Genomic DNA, 18,856 nt, shown 5'->3' with positions numbered 1-18,856 from the left:
GATAGCTTTTCACTACCTAACGTGTCGCACTCATCCCAACAAGCCAGTCTGCTTCAGCACGAGCAACCGCAGACGCATATAAATTCTCATATTCTTTACCGTTTTTTAGCTTGTTAAATCCTTCTTTAATCGCCTTATCCGTAACAGAAGAAATCCATAGACGCTTAATTGGCTTCTTCACATTTGCTTTTTCCAAAATCCAGCGTGCTACAAGTTCTCCCTCACGGCCTGCATCTGTTGCAATAACTACCTCATTTACATCTTTTCGATTCAATTGCGCTTTAACTGCTTGATATTGCTTACCTGTCTGCTTAATGACAACTAATTTTAAAGGTGACGGAAGCATCGGTAAATCTTCTAAACGCCATGATTTATACTTCTCATCATAAGCTTCTGGATCGGCATGAGTCACTAAATGACCTAGCGCCCATGTAATGATATACTTGTCTCCTTCAAAATAACCATTTCCTTTTTTCCCACATTTCAAGACTTTTGCTATATCTCTTCCGACCGACGGCTTCTCGGCTAGAACAACGGTTTTACTCAATAAAAACATCCTTTCCATTTAAAGCTTACAGCTTGATTATCTCATATTTCAATTAATACTACATTTCTCAATTGGACAACTGTCACATCCATTTCTTTGGCGTAAAAAGTCAATATCATGGATAACAATTTTTCCAGAATGATTATAAGAAAGAATGCCCTGCTTTCTTAATTCAATTAACATCCGATTCATGCTTTCGCGAGTACAAGCGCAAAAGTCAGCCAAATTTTGATTTGTTAACAACATATCGATTAATATGCCATCACGATGCTCGACTCCGTAACTATTTGCCAAACGGATCAATGTCGAATAAAGAGCACCCTTTCTGCCGTTTAACAAAAGATCCTTTTGTTTCGATTGAATGTTTCTTACATGGTCGCTATACCATTTCATAAATTCAAACGTTAACTTTCCATCTGAACTTAATCTTCTTTCAAGTTGATCTTTCTGAATCATCAGTACCTCGCCATCCGCTATTACTTTGGCACTTAATATATATTTTGCATGTTCCGCGAACAAAATGAGTTCTCCTATAAGATCATGTTGCTTACATATTCGTAACGTCAATTCTCTCCCTTCCATTGTTAGATGATGCAAATGAACCATACCGGATTTAATCAGATACAATTCATTGGCCTCCATCCCCTCTTGAAATAAATATGTATTTTTTTCAATTTTTTTGATTGTCCCGATTTCTTCTAATAATTGAAAGAGCTCTTGTGAAATAAAGCCGCTTCTATTCATATTAGCCTGCATAGTAATCTCCCCTTGTAACTTACCACCTGTTTGCAATGATAAATATCACTATAAAATCACGATAAAAGCTTATAATTAACTTAACATATTAATCCTAAAAATTGTAAGGGGGAAGAATTATGGACAAAAAGCAAGCATTATTGGATCTTTTAAATGCATTACTCGAAGCCGAACGAGCAGGTGTACAAACAGCTAATTATCTTTTAGAAAAACACCAATCAGAGGAACTGGACGCTCAATATAAGCAAGTAAAAAAAGACGAAGCTTGGAGTTGTGCTGGTCTCCACCAAGCAATCTTACGAGAAGGCGGCACTCCGAGCAAACAAACAGGCGCATTTGCTGATAAAGTGATTGCTCTTGATACTTTACAAGAAAAGCTGACTCTTCTCAACAAAGGTCAAGCATGGGTCGCACGCAAAATTGACGAAGCCCTTGCTTATGATATCCACCCTGATACAGAACTATTTTTACAAGAAATGAAAGAGAAACACCATACAAATATTAATGAATTAGATAAATATTTAATGGGGAAATGAACATTAACTAAACATGCGTCATTCATATAGACCAATATCTTACATTGGCTCTAGCCTTTTTGTTCTAATCGCGAGATAATAAGGAGAAATATTGTAAATTATCGGTTCCTATCGAGCTGAAGAAAAGAGGAACAAGGGGTTATAATGAGACGCTTTTTACATTTTATCATTGTCACACTTCTACCATTATGGATTGTTTGTAGTTCTGTTTCGGCCTACTTCTTTCCTGATACTTTTATTCCTATTCGAAAATGGCCTTCTTTCGCCTTAGCTTTTATTTTATTTACAATGGGGCTAACACTGTCCATTGATAGCTTGAAGAAAGTAATATCCAAACCGAAAAATGCATTTCTCGGTGTATTAGGAAAATGGACTATTACACTTGGGATTTCTTTTCTGTTAGCTACATTGTTTTTTACCAATCATCCCGAACTAAAAGCAGGTGTGCTGCTTGCAGGAGCGGTTCCGAGTGGGACAACGGCTAATTTATACACATTTATGGCAGGCGGAACATTAGCGCTTAGTATTATGATGTCGGCGGTCGATACGTTAATTGGGCCGTTTTTAACACCCTTGCTTATGAAAGTTACTATCAATAGTACAATTCCGATTGATGCGTTATCAATGTTTAAACAAATGGTGCTTGTCGTATTGGTTCCTATTGCACTTGGACTATTCATTCAATACAAATGGGAGCACTATACCGTAAAAGTGAAACCAATTTTACCGTATCTCTCATCTATTGCGATTATTATTATTAATTTAGCAATTGTATCGAGTGCACAAGGCATCTTAGAGAAAAACATTAGTCTACTTCCACTTATCTTTTTCTGTGTGTTTTTGCAAATTATGATTCCAATGATTCTTGGCTATATATATGGAATCTTTTTCAATATGCCAAAATCGGACCGAATTTCGATGTTTTATGAGTTTGGAATCTGTAATACAGCGCTTGCCTCCATCCTTGCTATGCACCATATTAGTCCGATTGCTGCTGTACCAGCTGTTGCAAATATGATTACGAATACATTTCTAGGGGCCCTTATTGCAATTGCGTGGAAGCCATTATCAGAGAAGTGGGCAAGCCACCAAGAGCGAAAAGGAACTCTTTTAAAAAATCGAAATGAACAAAAAGAAAAAAGAATAGACTAAGCTACAGCCTTCTCAAAGAGGCTTAATAGACTCCCAACTTACTATTAACTTTTATCCCAAACAAACCAAGCCAAAGGAAATTACATCCCCTGGCTTGGTTTTCTTATTCCATCCATAATAAATCGAACTAGATTTTCTACCTCTGCTTCTTCATCCATATCTGAATAAGCAAGCTGTAATACAAAACGTGATACGAAATAGCTGCCGACAACATTGAATATCATGTTTAAGAGTGTATCACTTGATACGTCAATAAGCTCACCACGTTCTTTAAACATCGTAATAACTTTGCTGATACGCTGCATAATATTTTCAAAAAAGTAAGGTTGCAGCTCTTTTCTTAATTCATCATTATATAGTAACTCTTTAACTACCACTTGAAATATTTCTTTATTTTCTTTAATAAAAAGGAGTCGATTTTTGATCAAAGCTCTTAAAAAGTCTTCAAAGCAAGCTGTGTTTTGGGTCATAATCCCACTAAAAACCGATTCAGCCATAGTAGGCATTGCATCTTTGATAAACGGGAGAATAACCGAAAGCAATAAATTATCCTTCGTTCCATAATGGCGAAAAATCGTACCCTCAGCTACTTGAGCGAATTTTGCTATTTCACTCGTTGACGTATTGGCATACCCTTTTTCAGCAAATAATTTAACAGCAGTTTCAACGATTTTTCGTTGTTTAGTAGTTTGCTTCTTTGACAACTTTGCTTGGGCAATAATTGCATCTAATAGATTTTCTTCAGACAATTAAGATCACTTCCTTTATCCTCTGGACTTAATTATAACCTACGATACTTTTTCAATGCCAATATATTGAGAGTAATAAAGATTATAGCAAAGACAACTAGGGTAAATATATTTCCGCTCATTTCACTTAAACTCAGTCCTTGATACATGATGCCCTTCAAAGCACCAGCCGCCTAGTAGATAGGCATAATCCTGCCTACTGCTTGCAGCCAATCCGCCATTCCATCAAGCGGGAGAATACCAGCAAAAAAGATTTGTGGAATCACAACAACAGGAATAATAAGACCACTTTTTTACGGAAACGTTTACTAACTCGTTCGATTGCAATGCTTATATTCACATATCATACCTCCATTTATAAAGAAGTGATTGATTACTCATTTTAACTTTACTATGTATTTTATTCAAATCAATAACAATGAATTACTTTTATTTATGACTAAGCATAATCCAACTCATAAACAAAACCACCGGATCATTAATCGGTGGTTTTGTCTCTTTATTCCCTATTTATTTAAGTCAAACAAATAAGCAGCTAAGTAAAATACTCTCTAAATTAAGCAAAGATGAACATTTGTACTTACTTTACAATAAGAACTGGACAATTAGCTCTTTTTACCACTTTATGGCTTACGCTTCCCAGCACCATTTCTTGTAAAGAATTAAGTCCGCGGCTTCCAATGACAACTAAGTCAAATTGTTCTTTATTCGCATACTCAACAATCGTTGGACCAGGCTCTCCATGCATAATATTAATTCGGTAAGAGTGTTCATGGGACTTTAACAGTTTTTCCACTGATTCAAGTTTTTTTCGACGCGATAATTCTAATTCTTCTTTTCCTTGAGCGTGAAGAACCTCACTTCTAGATTTTGTGAAATTCACTATATATACAATTTCAATCACACATTGTTTATCTAAAGAAGCTACCTTTACAGCTTCTTCAGCTGCTCTCAATGAATTTTCCGATCCATCCGCAGCTAATAAGATTTTTTTATACATCATCCCACTCCTATTGAAAGATTAATGTGTACCTAACTTTGCATGAGAATCATCATATATAGATAGTTTATCTACAAGCTTTTGACTCGTTGTATTTAGGCCTTTAATCGTTACTGTATTGCCGCTTTCTTGATATTTCATCACAACTTTATCAATAGCTCCTACAGCCGAGTCATCCCATATGTGAGAGTTTGAGAAATCAATAATAATATTGGACTGTTTAACGGTAAAGTCAAACGAGTCTACAAAACCTTCAACAGAAGCAAAGAATAATTGACCTTCGACATCAAACACTAAATTTTGATTTACGTTACGTTTCGTTACTTTAATCTTAGAGATTTTAGCTGCAAAGAAAATTGCGCTTAAAATAACACCTGCAATGACACCTTTTGATAAATCATGCGTGGCTACTACGATAGATACCGTAGCTAGCATGACTACTGCATCACTTTTTGGTGCTTTTCTTAAATAAGAGAAAGAAGACCAATCGAATGTTCCAATGCAGACCATAATCATAATTCCAGCTAGAACAGGCATTGGAATCTGCACGACTAAATCGCCTAATACAATAATCAAAAACATTAAAAATATACCTGCGATAAAAGTAGATAAACGGCCGCGTCCACCTGATTTTACATTGATGACGGACTGCCCAATCATCGCACAACCTGCCATTCCTCCAAAGAAACCAGTCACGATATTCGCAATACCTTGTCCTCTGGCTTCTTTATTTTTATCACTTTCCGTTCCCGTCATATCATCAACAATTGAGGACGTCAGTAAGGACTCTAATAAACCTACAATAGCTAAAGCAATAGAATAAGGAAAAATAATGCTCAACGTTTCAAATGTTAACGGTACGTCTGGTATAAAAAACGTCGGTAATGATTGCGTTATCGTACCTAAATCACCAACCGTACGCAGCTCCACATCTGAATAAATTGCAACAATGGTTAATACAATAATCGCTATTAACGGAGCCGGAATAGACTTAATAAATTTAGGCACTACATATACAATCACTAATGTAATAGCCACAAAAACATATGTCATAGTGGAAATTCCAATAAAATGAGGCACCTGTGCCATGAAAATTAAAATAGCTAAGGCATTAACAAAACCAATCATGACCGCTCTCGGAATAAACCTCATCAATTTAGCTATTTTAAAAACACCAAAAATAATTTGAATAATTCCTGTTAAAAGGGTTGCGGCGAACAAATAGTTCAATCCATGTTCCTTCACTAAAGGAAGCATTAATAATGCCATAGCTCCAGTTGCGGCTGAAATCATTCCAGGCCTTCCGCCCGCAAATGCAATAACGACTGCCATAGTAAAAGAAGCATACAGCCCAACCATGGGGTCTACTCCTGCGATAATGGAGAAGGCAATAGCTTCCGGAATTAATGCTAATGCGACAACAATCCCAGAAAGAACATCTCCTCTAATATTTGAAAACCATTCTTTTTTCCACTTTTCTGTCATGTTCGTTATTTACCCCTCACGTAGATTTTTTCAACTTTTACTTCTCCTAAAAGTCAAGAATCGATAATCAATAAAATGAGTGTATCACCATTCGCCCCGAAAAAGAACTATTTTGGGAATTTTTTATTAAAGAAATTTTTTATGATATGATACACTAAACAAAGGATTGTTAGGAGAATATACAATGTTAATCGGGTATATGAGGCCTTCCCAAGAAGATCCAAACTGTGAACTGCAACATAGCTATTTAACAGAGGTCAATTGTCAAACTATCATTTCAGAAGAGCATTCCTCAGCTAAAAAAAGAGTGCAATTACGTCATTTGCTAGATCATCTCAATCAAGGTGACAAAATAGTCATTACTAAGCTTTTCACTATTGCTGATTCCACACGTCATTTAGTCGAAGTATTAGATACAATGGCTGCTAAAGAAGCTCACCTTTACTCTATTTCAGAAGGAATCGATACAAGCAGGGCTTCAGGGTACAGTTTTAATGAAATCGCGAAGCACCTGTTAGAATTTCAAAGTGACGTAATCAGTGAAAGAACTAAACAAGGCATAGATAGAGCCAAGCAAAAAGGAGCTACTCCAGGCAGACCAAGAAAGCCTGATGAAAATGTAACACGTGCTATTATTATGTATCAAAGTAAAAAATATAGTCTGGCTGAGATTAAAGCTGAAACAGGGATTAGTAAGTCAACTCTGTATCGTTATCTAGAAAATTAAAATCATTTGTCTTCCTTTCTCAAACGAAGGCTTTAACAAAAGCTAGAAAGTATAACCTGCTCCCTCTCGTTGATATTGATAAATAAAAAAGACACCATGTTGAGTTGAAGTTCATAACCTTCACTCAAATGGTGTTTTTTTTTCAATTAGTTATTAATATATTTCTCAAACACATCTCCAAAATCCTTCAAATGATACTGATCATGAACAGATGTCAGCCAAGTAAAACCAAAATCGGTTAACTCTTTGTACGTATCAGCTAGTTTGTTATCATCTGTTCTTGAGTTTTGAAGAATACTTACCGCTTTATCTAAGCTTCGTGAACCCATTTCTAAGTAAATCTTATTCTCATAGGTGATTTCAGCAATACGCAGCAGCGATTTATATAAATCCTTCAGATGTTCAATTTGATCTTTACGTACATCGATATCAAATTGAATATTGCCGATACTAAATTTAATCTCTACATCCATATCAATTTTTCCAGCTGTTTCAAGAAGCACATTAGAAATGGAATATTGCGCATATGGGTAGCGCTTCAACGTTCTTTTCGAAGAAACCGCACTTGCTCCATCCACATGAATAAGCGCTAAGTTTGTAAAGCAATATTCATCCGCTTTCGTCTTAATTAAAAAGTAGATTTTTTCGTTATCTTCATGCATGACATAATCATCAGCATCTGTTTTATCGTAATCAGAAGGGGAAATAATTTTACCAATATCAGATAGGCCTAACGCATCCGCAGCAATTTTTTTAAACATTGTATAAGCTCCTCCTTAACTATTGTCATCTCCTTCATTTTACCAACAACCAATATACATTTATATGGTGTTTTAGTAGGGTTATGCTCCATATGAATGATAAAAAAACATGAGCCTCTTTTAGACTCATGTTTTCATATCTTCTCGATCTATAATCTCCACAATCTTGTTCAATCCACGTTTCAATTGCTCAAGCGATGGATTTGTAAAGGCTAAGCGGAAATAATTTTCATACATTCCTGTTCCGCTCATCCAATTCCCTGGAACAAGCGATACATCAGGCAGAGCTAAATCGAGGAGCCTTTCCGAAGAAAGTCCATGCTCTAACTTGCACCACGCAAAAATGCCGCCCTCCGGTACTTGCACACTAACCGCTTTCGATTTACTAAGAGCCTCCTGAACCATGTCTACCCTCACCTTATACGCCTTTCTGACGCGTTGTAAATGAGGAGTTAAACGCCCTTCAGATAAGAATGTATACACAGCTGCTTGTGTTAAAACATTGCTATGTAAATCAATACGCTGCTTAATTTTCGTTAGGTTCGTAATGACGCCCTCTGGTGCAACAAGGACCCCTACACGAAGTTCTGGAAATAAATATTTTGAGAATGATCGAATATAAATAATCATACCCTCCTCATCTCTCGCCTTTAGAGGAGGAGCAGGTTTTTTCCCGTAGTAGAGCAAGCCCGTTGGATCATCTTCTATTATTAGAACATGATATTTCTTAGCAAGTACTAATAAATCTTGTCTTCTTTTTTGTGACATCGTGATTCCAGTCGGATTATGAAAAGTAGGGTTTAGATAGATAAACTTTACTGGGAAATTCCTTAGTAGTTGTTCTAAATTATCTAACTTCATTCCTTCTTTATCTAATGTTATTCTCAAAATTTGCGCACCGCTTGCGGTAAAGGCATCAGAGGCAACTTGAAATCCTGGTTCTTCGACGATGACATAATCTCCTGGACCTAAAAATAGTCTACTGATTAGGTCCAACCCTTGCATTGCTCCTGAAACAATCATCATTTCACTTTTCTTAGGGTATAATTCACTTTCCTTTAACCATTCAAGCATATAAGAGTGAAGTGGTTCATATCCCTGTGTAGGAGATGGGAGCTGTATAAGCTTTGGATGTTTCCGTAAACACTCGGCTAAGCACTCGCTTATCCCGATACCAGGATGAATTTCAGGAGCGGTACCTGCCCTTGCTAACTGAATAGATTCCGAGTTTTGTCCAAACTTTATAATCGCTTCTAACCCATGATTCATCGTATCTGTTTCATAAACGAAGTTGGATTGCCACTTAGTCTTCGTGTGAACTCGCTCTCGACGCGGCCCACGCATAATAAAGGTCCCACTCCCCTGTTGACTGCGAATAATCCCCTTCGTTTTCATATCTTCATTAGCCAATGTAATGGTCATTCGACTCACTTGCAAGTAATCTGCCAATTTTCTTTCTGCTGGCAAACGAGTGCCTGGCTTTAGCTTGCCTTGATAGACCATTTTTTCAACTTGCTCAGATATTTGTTTATATAACGGAAGCTTGTGCTCACTGTCGAGTTTGATATCTTGCCAAATTCCAGTCATGGAGCACCCCCTTCTGTTTTAATCCATTAAGCCTGGAAGCCATAATGACAAAGCCGGGATATAAGTAACGAGCAGTAAAACGACAATAGCAACTAAAAGGAATGGAATAACTCCTTTTGAAATCTGTTTTAAGGAGAGTCCTGTCAATCCGCAGGCCACATATAAATCCAATCCAACAGGCGGCGTTACTAAACCAATCGCTAGGTTCAATGTCATTAACACCCCAAAATGAATCGGGTCAATTCCCATTGCAACAAGAATCGGTAAAAAGATTGGCAGGAAAATATAGTACGCAGAAATCGCATCGACAAACATCCCTGCAATCAATAAAATAATGGTAATGACTAATAGAATCGTATATTTATTGTCGGCAAATCCCATTAGCATATTAGCCATATCTTGAGCGATTCCCTCTACTGTCAACAACCAAGCAAAAGAGGAAGCCGCTGCGACGATTAACATAATCATAGATGTATTCTTCGCAGACTCGATTAATAAACCAGGAATCTCTTTCAAACTAAACTCTTTATAGATAAATAAACCAACAAATAAACCATAAAATACAGCTACAATCGCTGATTCAGTGGGAGTAAATAAACCGGAGTAAATCCCACCTAGGATAATTAAAGGTGCCAGTAACCCCCAAGAAGCTTCTTTAAACGCTTTCCACTTTTCTTGGCGGCTTGCTTTCGGCAATGTTGGAATATCGTACTTTCTCGCTATTACATATCCAGTAATCGCCAAACAAAGCCCCATTAATAAACCGGGAACGATACCCGCAATAAATAGTTTACCAATTGAAACTTCTGCAACGACCCCGTAGACAACATAGGCAATACTTGGCGGAAGAACGATACCCATTCCACCAGCCGTTGCAAGTAATCCTGCTGATTGGTCTTTTCGGTATCCTTGCTTTACCATGGCTGGGATGACAATCGCACCGACAGCGGCCATTGTTGCTGGACCGGAACCTGACATGGATGCAAAGAAAGTAGCTGCAATAACGGCTACAATTGCCATGCCGCCTCGATAATGGCCTGTCATTGCTTGAGCAAAGGCAATTAAACGCTTAGAAATCCCCGCTCTCTCCATGATTAATCCTGCTAGGAAGAAGAAAGGAATTGCAAGTAATGTAAATTTGGTCATTGATGAAAACATCGTAGACGGTAAAGATGGTAACGGTAATTCAAACGCAAACATCGTAATAACCGTGGATAAACCAAGAGCAACGGCTATTGGCACATTTAAAAATAATAATATAAAAAAGCTGGCAAATAAACAAATCGCTGTTGCACTCATGACTTCATTCTCCCTCTAATCGTTTTAATTTCCAAGATACACCCTTCCCAGAAACGAAGAACGCATAGAAAGGAACCGAGTGGAACTGATAAACCCATAATCCATTCATCTAATCCTAAAGCTGGCGTTTTTTGCTGATATTCATATTGCTGCATCACCATTTCTAGCCCAAACCAAAACAGAACAGCAAAGAATACAGTTGTTAAACAACCAATTAAGATTGCGATGATTATTTGCAATTTTGGCGGCAAATAATCTGTTAATAAGCTAAAACCTAAATGCCCTTTTTCCCTGGCAAGTAAAGACGCTCCAATAAAGATTGCATAAGCAAATAAATTTGTTGTTAACTCTTCTGTCATTGAAAGCGATACATTTAAAAAGTATCTAGATAACACGTTAGCCATCGTTACTCCACAAATGACAATCATTAAAATCGCTAACAACCACTCCTCTAGCCTAACAAAGATTTTCACTGTACTTCCCCCATCTTGATTAAATAAGAAAAGACTCGAAAGGAAACTCGCTTCCTTCCGAGTACTATTTCTACAAGCTGCTTACATTGCCAATATCTTATTCAGCACGGAATGCATCTAAGAACTCTTTCCCAATCACTTTCTCATATTGGTCGATAACTGGAGCCGATTTCTCTTGGAAAGCCGCAATTTGCTCCGGAGTTAATTCTGTTACTTCCATGCCTTGCTCTTTTAATTCAGCTAGAATTTCTTTATCTTTTTCACGATTTAACTGAATTTGATATTGTGCAGCTTCTTCAGCTGTTTCTTTTAGAATTTTTTGTGTTTCTTTATCCAAACCATCATATAACTCTTTATTAATACCAAATACAAGCGGGTCGTACATGTAATTCCAGATTGTTAAATAATCTTGAACTTCAGATAATTTATTATTCAGAATAATTGGCAGTGGATTTTCTTGTCCATCAATGACACCTTGTTGAAGAGAAGTAAACACTTCCGACCAGTTCATAACCGTTGGGTCTGCACCAAATTGTTTATATGTATCAACCATTGCCTCCATGGAAGGTGTTCGAACTTTTAACTTCTCTAAATCTTCCGGTGTTTCAATTGCATGTTTGCTATTCGTAATTTGACGGTATCCGTTTTCACCAAATGCTAAAGGTTCAATTCCTTTACTGCGAATTAGCTCTTTTAATTTCTCTCCACCTTCACCATTCATTACTTTATCCGCCTGCTCATAATTTGGAATTAACCAAGGTAAAGAAGGTGCGGCGAATTTTGGATCTAGTACATTATAAATAATCATAGAGTGAATAGAAGCTTCCGTTGAACCATTTTGAACTGCCTCTAACCCTTTAGGTTGATTACCATTTGAAAGAGATTCATTTGGATATAATTTAATGCTGATTTTTCCATCAGATTCTTCCTTAGCAAGCTCGGCCCATTTATTAACACCTTGCCCCCAAGTATCTTGCTCAGATACAGAAATACTGACCTTCACATTTAATTGATCATCCTTTTCTCCGCTGCTGCTGTTGGAACAACCCGCAAGACCAAGTGCAAGCAATGCTGCTGCTCCCCATTTCATATACTTTTTCATTCTTTTGTTTCCCCCTCTTTTGCATACGTTTTCACTTAATATTTAGAATATTATAAAAAAATAACATTGGATATAACCAATTTTTCAATTGGACTTATACAGTTACAATTTATTAATACAGTACTATAACAGTTTAACTTTATTTCCATATATAACTTCCTAGTTTAGATAGTAATCTACTATATATTTTAGTATGATAATTCGTAGGGATTTTGCATATTATTTAGGAGGTTCACAAACAGAATGAGCTTACTTTCTATAGATAAGTTAGGCCATAGCTTTGGCGATCGTACATTATTTAAAGATGTTTCTTTTCGACTGTTAGCCGGCGAACACGTCGGGTTAGTTGGGGCAAATGGCGTCGGAAAATCGACGATGATGAATATTATTACAGGTCAATTAATTCACGATACAGGCCGCGTTGAATGGACACCGGGCGTACAATACGGCTACCTTGACCAACATACTGTATTATCAAGAGGGAAAACCATTCGTGACGTATTAAGAGATGCCTTCTTACCCCTTTTTGAGCAGGAAAAAGCGCTCAATGAAGTAACGGAAAAGATGGCAACCGCTACACCTGAGGAATTAGAACAACTGCTTGAAGACATGGGCATCATTCAAGATAAACTAGAGGCTGGCGGTTTTTATAATCTTGATATAAAAATTGAAGATGCGGCCCGTGGTTTAGGTCTAGATGCGATTGGCCTTGACCGTGATGTTTCTGCACTAAGCGGTGGACAGCGTACAAAAGTTTTATTAGCAAAACTATTACTAGAACAACCTGAAGTTTTACTATTGGACGAACCAACAAACTACTTAGATGTTGAACATATTCGTTGGCTAAGCAGCTATTTAAAAGAATATCCACATGCATTTCTATTAATTTCGCATGATACAGAGTTTATGAACGGTGTTGTTGATGTCATTTTCCATCTAGAATTTTCAAAATTAACGCGTTATACTGCGACTTATGAAAAATTCCTAGAGCTTGCAGAAATCAACAAAAATCAACATATTAATGCCTATGAAAAACAAAAAGAGTTTATTAAAAAACAAGAAGACTTCATCGCGAAAAATAAAGCGCGCTACTCAACAACTGGTCGCGCAAAAAGCCGTCAAAAGCAATTGGATCGAATCGAACGTATTGATCGCCCTGAAACAGCGATGAAACCAACATTCGACTTTAAAGAATCACGTGCTAGCAGCCGCTATGTGTTTGAAGGGGAAAATTTAGAAATTGGCTATGACCGCCCTCTTCTACCAAAGCTGACAATGAATATTGAACGCGGGGAAAAAATTGCTGTAGTTGGCTGTAATGGTGTTGGTAAATCGACATTATTAAAAACGATTCTTGGTAAAATTGAGCCGCTTAGCGGGAAAAGACAACTCGGTGACTTCTTATTCCCATCTTATTTCGAGCAAGAAGTAAAAGCTGGCAGCACAACACCGATTGATGAAGTATGGAATGCCTTCCCGCACTTAGATCAACCGCAAGTTCGCGCTATTCTCGCTCGTGTTGGTCTGAAAAACGAACATATTATGCGTCCGATGAATCAATTAAGCGGTGGAGAACAAGCGAAGGTCCGTATTTGTAAATTAATGCTCACAGAAAGCAACTGGCTTCTATTTGACGAGCCGACTAATCATTTAGATGTTGTTGCTAAAGAAGAATTAAAACGTGCGATGAAAGAATATAAAGGAACCATCCTCCTTGTCTGTCACGAACCTGACTTCTATGAAGATTGGATCACAAAAGTATGGGATGTAGAGGAATGGGCAAATCAATAAGTAAAAAGGGGCTGTCCATTTGATGGACAGCCCTCTTTCGTGGATAAATTGCAAAAGTTATTGATAAATGAATGATTTCAGTAGATAAAATTGAATTTGCGTTGATAAATCAAAAAAAGTCGTCGATTAAAGCGCAATCTTAAGCACGCTCAGCGACTAGTGTATAGGTTTTCGGTAATCCAATATCATGCAGCTTATGATTTGGTTCTTCTTCTAACACTTTAATGATAAGCCCTGACTGAGCGGCAGCTGTAATTAGTTCCCCGATTGTCCATTTTCTTTGTACCACTTGTGCCAATGTCTCTTTTGCATCATCTGGCATATGTTTTGTGAACGCAACAGGATTTTTCTCCATTGTCGGTGTGAAGTAATTCCCCGTGACTTTATGTTTTTTACCTGTAGACGTAATCAGTTTTGTCGAAATCGGATGAAATTCATGCAGAACAAACAAACCACCCGGCTTTAGCATCGCTTTCACTTTTTCAAATAACGGATGTAGGTCAATTAAATAATGCAGAACACCAAGTTCCATTAATACAATATCTTGGTTGCTGTTAAGGTGCTCTTCTTGTAAAGATAAAATATCTGAAACAACATACGTTATATCCACATTTGCAGCTGTTGCTAATTCATTAGCAAACATAGCGTTTTCTTTTGAAAAGTCGACCACCTTCACATCTGCTCCTAAAAGAGAAAGCGCAACAGCTTTGACTCCATTTGACCCCATTAAATGAGTGATTTTCTTTCCCTGCACGTCATGCAAATATTTATAAAATGGATGTAAGCGCCATTTTGGATTTTGCGTAATCTTTTCAGCAAGCTCTGTTGGCTCGCCATATCGATTCACTAAAGCGATGTAATTATTCTGATTCCATGCTTGTTCATTTTTGGCTGTAAACCCTTGCTGTTCTTTCATTAAATAGTCATGAATTTCTTTCTCATAAGCGGCCATTTCTTCATCATATAAATAACTATATAGAGAACGGCACCAAAGCTCCTGATTATCGAAACGATACGAAATTCGGTACGGGTCTGTTTTAATGGTTGTATTAAATAAACAGCTGACCCTTATGGAAATATGCTCTTGCTCCAAGTGAGCTACGGCTCGTTCCACTGTTTTTTCGATATTAGACAATGAATAAGCGTGTAATGTATCACACGCTTCTTTAAACAAGTCCCATTGAACGGCTACTTCAATCTCACTATAATCATGTAAGCGGACTTGCTGAACGGCTAAAGCGGCTTGACCGATAAATTGATAAGGAATCGATGCTTCTTCAAGCGCTTGTCCAATCTGTTGCACTGTATGTACATATGAAATTTCCATAAAAACCTCCGAAGAGCACTCGTATCTATTGAACTAACGAGTGCTTAAATGCATAAATGACAGCTTGTGTACGATCTTGTACTCCAAGCTTACTTAATATATTGCTCACATGAACTTTCGCTGTCTTTAATGCGATAAACAATTCATCTGCAATTTCTTGATTTGTTTTTCCTTGTGTCATTAATAATAAGATTTCCATTTCTCGTGCTGTTAATTGTTCATGCAATGCTTGAGCTTTAGGGCGACGGAGCTTTTCCATCATTTTTCCCGTGACTTCCGGCTCAAGCACGCTTTGCCCCTGATACGTGGCCCGAACAGCATCGGCAATGTCGCTCGCTTTCGATGTTTTCAGCATATAGCTTGTTGCTCCCGCCTCTAGGGCTGGATACACTTTTTCATCGTCTAAAAAGCTTGTTACAATAATAATTTTCGCTTCTGGCCATTTTTCTAAAATAGCTTGGGTTGCTTCAATTCCATCCATCTCCGGCATCACCAAGTCCATCAGGATAATATCAGGACGCAATTCAATTGCCATGTCTACTGCCGTGCGCCCATTATCCGCTTCACCTACCACTTCGATATCACTTTGTGCAGATAAATAGGCGGCTACTCCTATTCTTACCATCTCATGGTCATCGACAAACAATACTTTAATCATTTTCTTCATCTCCCACATGCATGAATGGAATTTTCACTTCCAGTCGTGTACCTTGATTCGGCACACTTACAATCTTCATCGTTCCGCCTATTTCCACAGCTCGCTCGTACATATTATGCAAACCATAGGACCCTGCTTTTGCTTCATTAACGGAAAAACCGACTCCATCATCCACAATACGCAAAATAAGCAGCTCATCGCGGCTCATCAATAATACTTCGAGTGAATTTGCTTTCGCATGACGTAATGTATTAGAAACAGATTCCTGAACAATGCGAAAGAGGTGATCTTCAATACCTTTGTCTAAAATAACGGGTTCCAGCTTCCACGCAATCTCCATTGGTACTTTTTGTGTTAATTCCACGAGTAATTCCTGAATCCCTTCCTGCAATGTTTTATTATGTAAGGCAACAGGGCGTAAATGCAATAATAATGCACGCATCTCCAGCTGAGATTGATGAATCATCCCTTCGACTAATTTCAACTGCTTCTTTTCTGTCGACTCGGTATCAGCATGCGATTCTGTAATGGCCGACATCAGCATCGATGCTGCAAATAATTGCTGACTAACAGAATCATGGAGCTCTCTCGCTAAGCGATTTCTCTCTTGGGAGATAATTTCTTGAATTTGTTTTTCCTGATCTACTGCTTTTTCATTGGCCATTTTTTGTGAAAGCTTCACTTGTTCATTCATTTGCTTCTGCACATGCCCAATTCGCTCCGCCATCCGCTTCAGTTCTTGAAGAGAAAAGACCGGAGTTTTTTGTGATGCTCGGCCTTGCTGGAGTAAATAAAGTTGTTCATCTAGCTCCTTCCATTGGCGCTTCCAATACAAACCGGAAAAAACACCATATACAATGCCTGCTCCCATCATCATAATAGGGACAAAAATAACAAATGGAAGATCCATTACCCGTCTCTCCCACAGTAACTGCCAATGATCTAAAGGAAAAACAAGAAAAACAAGCGCTGGTACGGCAATCGACAATACGAAAGAGACACCTAAAGCAGATAAAATTTGACGTGTCATCATACTCATACGCGCCTCACCTCTAAATCGCCGACGATGGCGGCTGTCGTAATATGCACTTTTTGTTTAGCCTCGGTAAACCCTTCCGTTTGATAAGAGACAATTTGGTTAAAAATTCGCTCCCCATAAGCTTGATTAAAGATCATTGCCCTTCCAGCCATAACGGAATGATGAACACGCACTTCTACTCCGTATGGAACAAGGATTTGCATATTCCCTACCAAACAGCGAACCGAAATAACGGCATCCCCTTTCGGAAGAAGTGTTTGACTTAAATCAATTATCGTATCCCCAAAACCCGTTTGGATATTCACAGGATTCCATTCATATACCGTATCGGGTGTTTGTTGATGACCAAACCATTTATTTTGAAAAAGAACATCTACTTTCACTAGATTCTCTTTCATCATTCCCTCATTCATTTCATTAAAAGCGGGCTTCATCCGCTGCGGATTTTTTTTGGATTTATAATACATACGCAACCAGTAAATCAGAAGCACCACGAGAAAGAAACGAAATACCATCATATTTAAAACGGTTGCAACCGTCATAATCATTCCAAGGATAAATACAATTTTCCCTAATGTCCGTTTGAAAAATTTCTTACCAACGAAGATGCATCCAATTGAAAAAGCAAGGGAATACAATAAGCCGCCGCCAAAAAATGAAAGCTCGACAATCAATAACACCAGTCCAATCAGAAAAATCCAACTCATATAATCTGTTTTCATTTTATGAAACATTGGCCTTCCCTCCTTCATTTCATTAGATGTTAAAAGGCGTAGAAGCCTACGCCTTTTAAGAATACCACGAGAACAGTAAGAAATTGAATGGCTTTCTTATTGTTTATTTTCCTTTTCAAGCTGAGCAATACGAGCATCAATCGTGTGACAATGATAATCAGTGTTTACCTGCTGCTCAATGCGCTCTAAGTAAAGTTCCATTTCTTCAAACTTAGCTATCGGCTGCGTATAACGATCATTGGCAGATAAGACTTTATTTATTCGATGATTAGCTCGGGCGATATTCTCCCTCCCCATTAATTCCATTCTCTTAATATGCATGTCTTTTAGCTTATGTTTCATTTCTTCATATTTTCTCTCAAGTTCCGTCAATTGCTGTACTGCTTGTTGCAATGCTTCTTGTAAATGCAGTGCACGCTGTTCATATTGAATACTTTCCTGCACCGCAAATTCCGTTAACTCTGCCTCACCTGCTTGTTTCGCAATCTCAGCCTGGCGCTTACGCTTTTCAGCTAGGTCTTGCGCCTCCTTATATTCTCTCGTAAACTCTGCTTGTAAAAGCGATTGACGCTCGATAAGCTTACGGACCTTCTCTGTTTCCTGCTCGCATTGACGCAAGTATTGATTCAGCATCGCAATTGGATTCTTCTGCTCCTTTTTATCTAGTAACTCGTGAAAATCTGCCTCAACCGTCGCCTTAATTCTTGAAAATAAGCCCATATTTGTTCGCTCCTTCTCTATTATTTTTTATTTAATTCTTGCCATTGTCTTTCAAAATTTGTAAATGGATCTGCCGGTTCAACCACTACTTCATCCTCTTCCTTCCACTTCTTATACACAAGATACAAAATGTACGCTGCTACAAGCCCAATTAGTGACGGGAAGTGAGAAATGGACACCATAAGCATAATGATCGAAAGTATTGCCCAGGAAATCTTTGCTCCTTTTGACTCAGCCTTCACATATTGCTTAAAGCCAAAGTATAAAATGACCAAGCAAAGCGCTAAGCTAATAAGCGGCCCGACATGTGCTAACACCACCATCAAAGCAATTAAGCCTACAAGGAATAAACCAAACTTTTTCATTTTCACGTCCTCCTTTCTTGTCTCTATCTTATCTAGTTTTCAAAGAGT

General features: G+C 37.8%; 19 protein-coding genes and 1 pseudogene. 4 read left to right on the top strand and 16 right to left on the bottom strand.

All coding sequences use genetic code 11. The features are described from left to right. Positions 1-19 precede the first annotated feature (19 nt). Positions 20-547 (bottom strand): annotated as a pseudogene (locus D1953_RS19115) (toprim domain-containing protein); the annotation flags it as partial. Positions 548-595: 48 nt separating this feature from the next. After that, positions 596-1,303, bottom strand: a complete 708-nt coding sequence (locus D1953_RS19110; RefSeq protein WP_119118742.1) for a Crp/Fnr family transcriptional regulator — start codon at positions 1,301-1,303, stop codon at positions 596-598. 119 nt (positions 1,304-1,422) lie between these two features. Between D1953_RS19110 and D1953_RS19105 the strand changes: the two genes are divergently transcribed. Beyond that, on the top strand, positions 1,423-1,839 hold the full coding sequence (locus tag D1953_RS19105) for a DUF6306 domain-containing protein (protein ID WP_119118741.1): 417 nt from the start codon (positions 1,423-1,425) through the stop codon (positions 1,837-1,839). 144 nt (positions 1,840-1,983) lie between these two features. Then, positions 1,984-2,991, top strand: coding sequence for a bile acid:sodium symporter family protein (locus D1953_RS19100; protein WP_119118740.1), 1,008 nt, complete (start codon positions 1,984-1,986; stop codon positions 2,989-2,991). Positions 2,992-3,071: 80 nt separating this feature from the next. Here D1953_RS19100 and D1953_RS19095 read toward each other — a convergent pair whose 3' ends face one another. The 3 genes from D1953_RS19095 to D1953_RS19085 all read right to left on the bottom strand — a co-directional run bounded on the left by D1953_RS19095 (position 3,072) and on the right by D1953_RS19085 (position 6,225). After that, positions 3,072-3,740, bottom strand: coding sequence for a TetR/AcrR family transcriptional regulator (locus D1953_RS19095; protein WP_119118739.1), 669 nt, complete (start codon positions 3,738-3,740; stop codon positions 3,072-3,074). Positions 3,741-4,320: 580 nt separating this feature from the next. After that, positions 4,321-4,740 (bottom strand): universal stress protein, encoded by a 420-nt coding sequence (locus tag D1953_RS19090; RefSeq protein WP_119118738.1) that lies wholly within the window; start codon positions 4,738-4,740, stop codon positions 4,321-4,323. Between the two features lie 21 nt (positions 4,741-4,761). Beyond that, positions 4,762-6,225: a SulP family inorganic anion transporter gene (locus tag D1953_RS19085; RefSeq protein ID WP_119118737.1), complete on the bottom strand. Its 1,464-nt coding sequence runs from the start codon at positions 6,223-6,225 to the stop codon at positions 4,762-4,764. A 184-nt stretch (positions 6,226-6,409) separates the two neighbouring features. On the opposite strand from D1953_RS19085, the gene D1953_RS19080 reads away from it, so the two are divergent. After that, a complete protein-coding gene (locus D1953_RS19080; RefSeq protein ID WP_119118736.1) occupies positions 6,410-6,952 on the top strand; it encodes a recombinase family protein in 543 nt (180 codons plus the stop codon). Positions 6,953-7,098: 146 nt separating this feature from the next. Here the strand turns inward: D1953_RS19080 and D1953_RS19075 are convergent, their stop codons facing one another. From D1953_RS19075 to D1953_RS19055, 5 genes are all read right to left on the bottom strand, one after another. Continuing rightward, positions 7,099-7,713 (bottom strand): PH domain-containing protein, encoded by a 615-nt coding sequence (locus D1953_RS19075; RefSeq protein WP_119118735.1) that lies wholly within the window; start codon positions 7,711-7,713, stop codon positions 7,099-7,101. A 126-nt stretch (positions 7,714-7,839) separates the two neighbouring features. Beyond that, positions 7,840-9,300 (bottom strand): aminotransferase-like domain-containing protein, encoded by a 1,461-nt coding sequence (locus D1953_RS19070; protein ID WP_119118734.1) that lies wholly within the window; start codon positions 9,298-9,300, stop codon positions 7,840-7,842. An 18-nt stretch (positions 9,301-9,318) separates the two neighbouring features. Continuing rightward, positions 9,319-10,599 carry a TRAP transporter large permease gene (locus tag D1953_RS19065; RefSeq protein ID WP_119118733.1) on the bottom strand — a complete coding sequence of 427 codons (1,281 nt, stop codon included), beginning with the start codon at positions 10,597-10,599 and terminating at the stop codon, positions 9,319-9,321. Then, complete coding sequence (locus tag D1953_RS19060) at positions 10,596-11,072, bottom strand: TRAP transporter small permease (RefSeq protein WP_119118732.1); 477 nt, start codon at positions 11,070-11,072, stop codon at positions 10,596-10,598. Before D1953_RS19060 ends, D1953_RS19065 begins: the two co-directional genes overlap by 4 nt. A 97-nt stretch (positions 11,073-11,169) precedes the next feature. Beyond that, entirely contained in the window at positions 11,170-12,174 is a 1,005-nt protein-coding gene (locus D1953_RS19055) for a DctP family TRAP transporter solute-binding subunit (protein WP_119118731.1), read from the bottom strand. A gap of 243 nt (positions 12,175-12,417) precedes the next feature. On the opposite strand from D1953_RS19055, the gene D1953_RS19050 reads away from it, so the two are divergent. Continuing rightward, entirely contained in the window at positions 12,418-13,965 is a 1,548-nt protein-coding gene (locus D1953_RS19050) for an ABC-F family ATP-binding cassette domain-containing protein (RefSeq protein WP_119118730.1), read from the top strand. 139 nt (positions 13,966-14,104) lie between these two features. Here the strand turns inward: D1953_RS19050 and D1953_RS19045 are convergent, their stop codons facing one another. From D1953_RS19045 to D1953_RS19020, 6 genes are all read right to left on the bottom strand, one after another. Then, positions 14,105-15,292, bottom strand: a complete 1,188-nt coding sequence (locus D1953_RS19045; RefSeq protein ID WP_245980268.1) for a class I SAM-dependent methyltransferase — start codon at positions 15,290-15,292, stop codon at positions 14,105-14,107. Positions 15,293-15,317: 25 nt separating this feature from the next. Then, positions 15,318-15,950, bottom strand: coding sequence for a response regulator transcription factor (locus tag D1953_RS19040; protein WP_119118729.1), 633 nt, complete (start codon positions 15,948-15,950; stop codon positions 15,318-15,320). Then, entirely contained in the window at positions 15,943-16,989 is a 1,047-nt protein-coding gene (locus tag D1953_RS19035) for a sensor histidine kinase (RefSeq protein ID WP_119118728.1), read from the bottom strand. Before D1953_RS19035 ends, D1953_RS19040 begins: the two co-directional genes overlap by 8 nt. Continuing rightward, entirely contained in the window at positions 16,986-17,723 is a 738-nt protein-coding gene (liaF, locus tag D1953_RS19030) for a cell wall-active antibiotics response protein LiaF (protein ID WP_182480684.1), read from the bottom strand. Before liaF ends, D1953_RS19035 begins: the two co-directional genes overlap by 4 nt. Positions 17,724-17,819: 96 nt before the next feature. Beyond that, entirely contained in the window at positions 17,820-18,443 is a 624-nt protein-coding gene (locus D1953_RS19025; RefSeq protein WP_119118726.1) for a PspA/IM30 family protein, read from the bottom strand. A 20-nt stretch (positions 18,444-18,463) separates the two neighbouring features. After that, entirely contained in the window at positions 18,464-18,808 is a 345-nt protein-coding gene (locus D1953_RS19020) for a lmo0954 family membrane protein (RefSeq protein ID WP_119118725.1), read from the bottom strand. Positions 18,809-18,856 lie beyond the last annotated feature (48 nt).

This window comes from Peribacillus asahii (genome assembly GCF_003570725.1).
Lineage (GTDB): Bacteria > Bacillota > Bacilli > Bacillales > DSM-1321 > Peribacillus > Peribacillus asahii.
The sequence above is the reverse complement of the archived record's forward strand: the minus strand, read 5'-3'. Positions and strand labels throughout refer to the sequence as shown.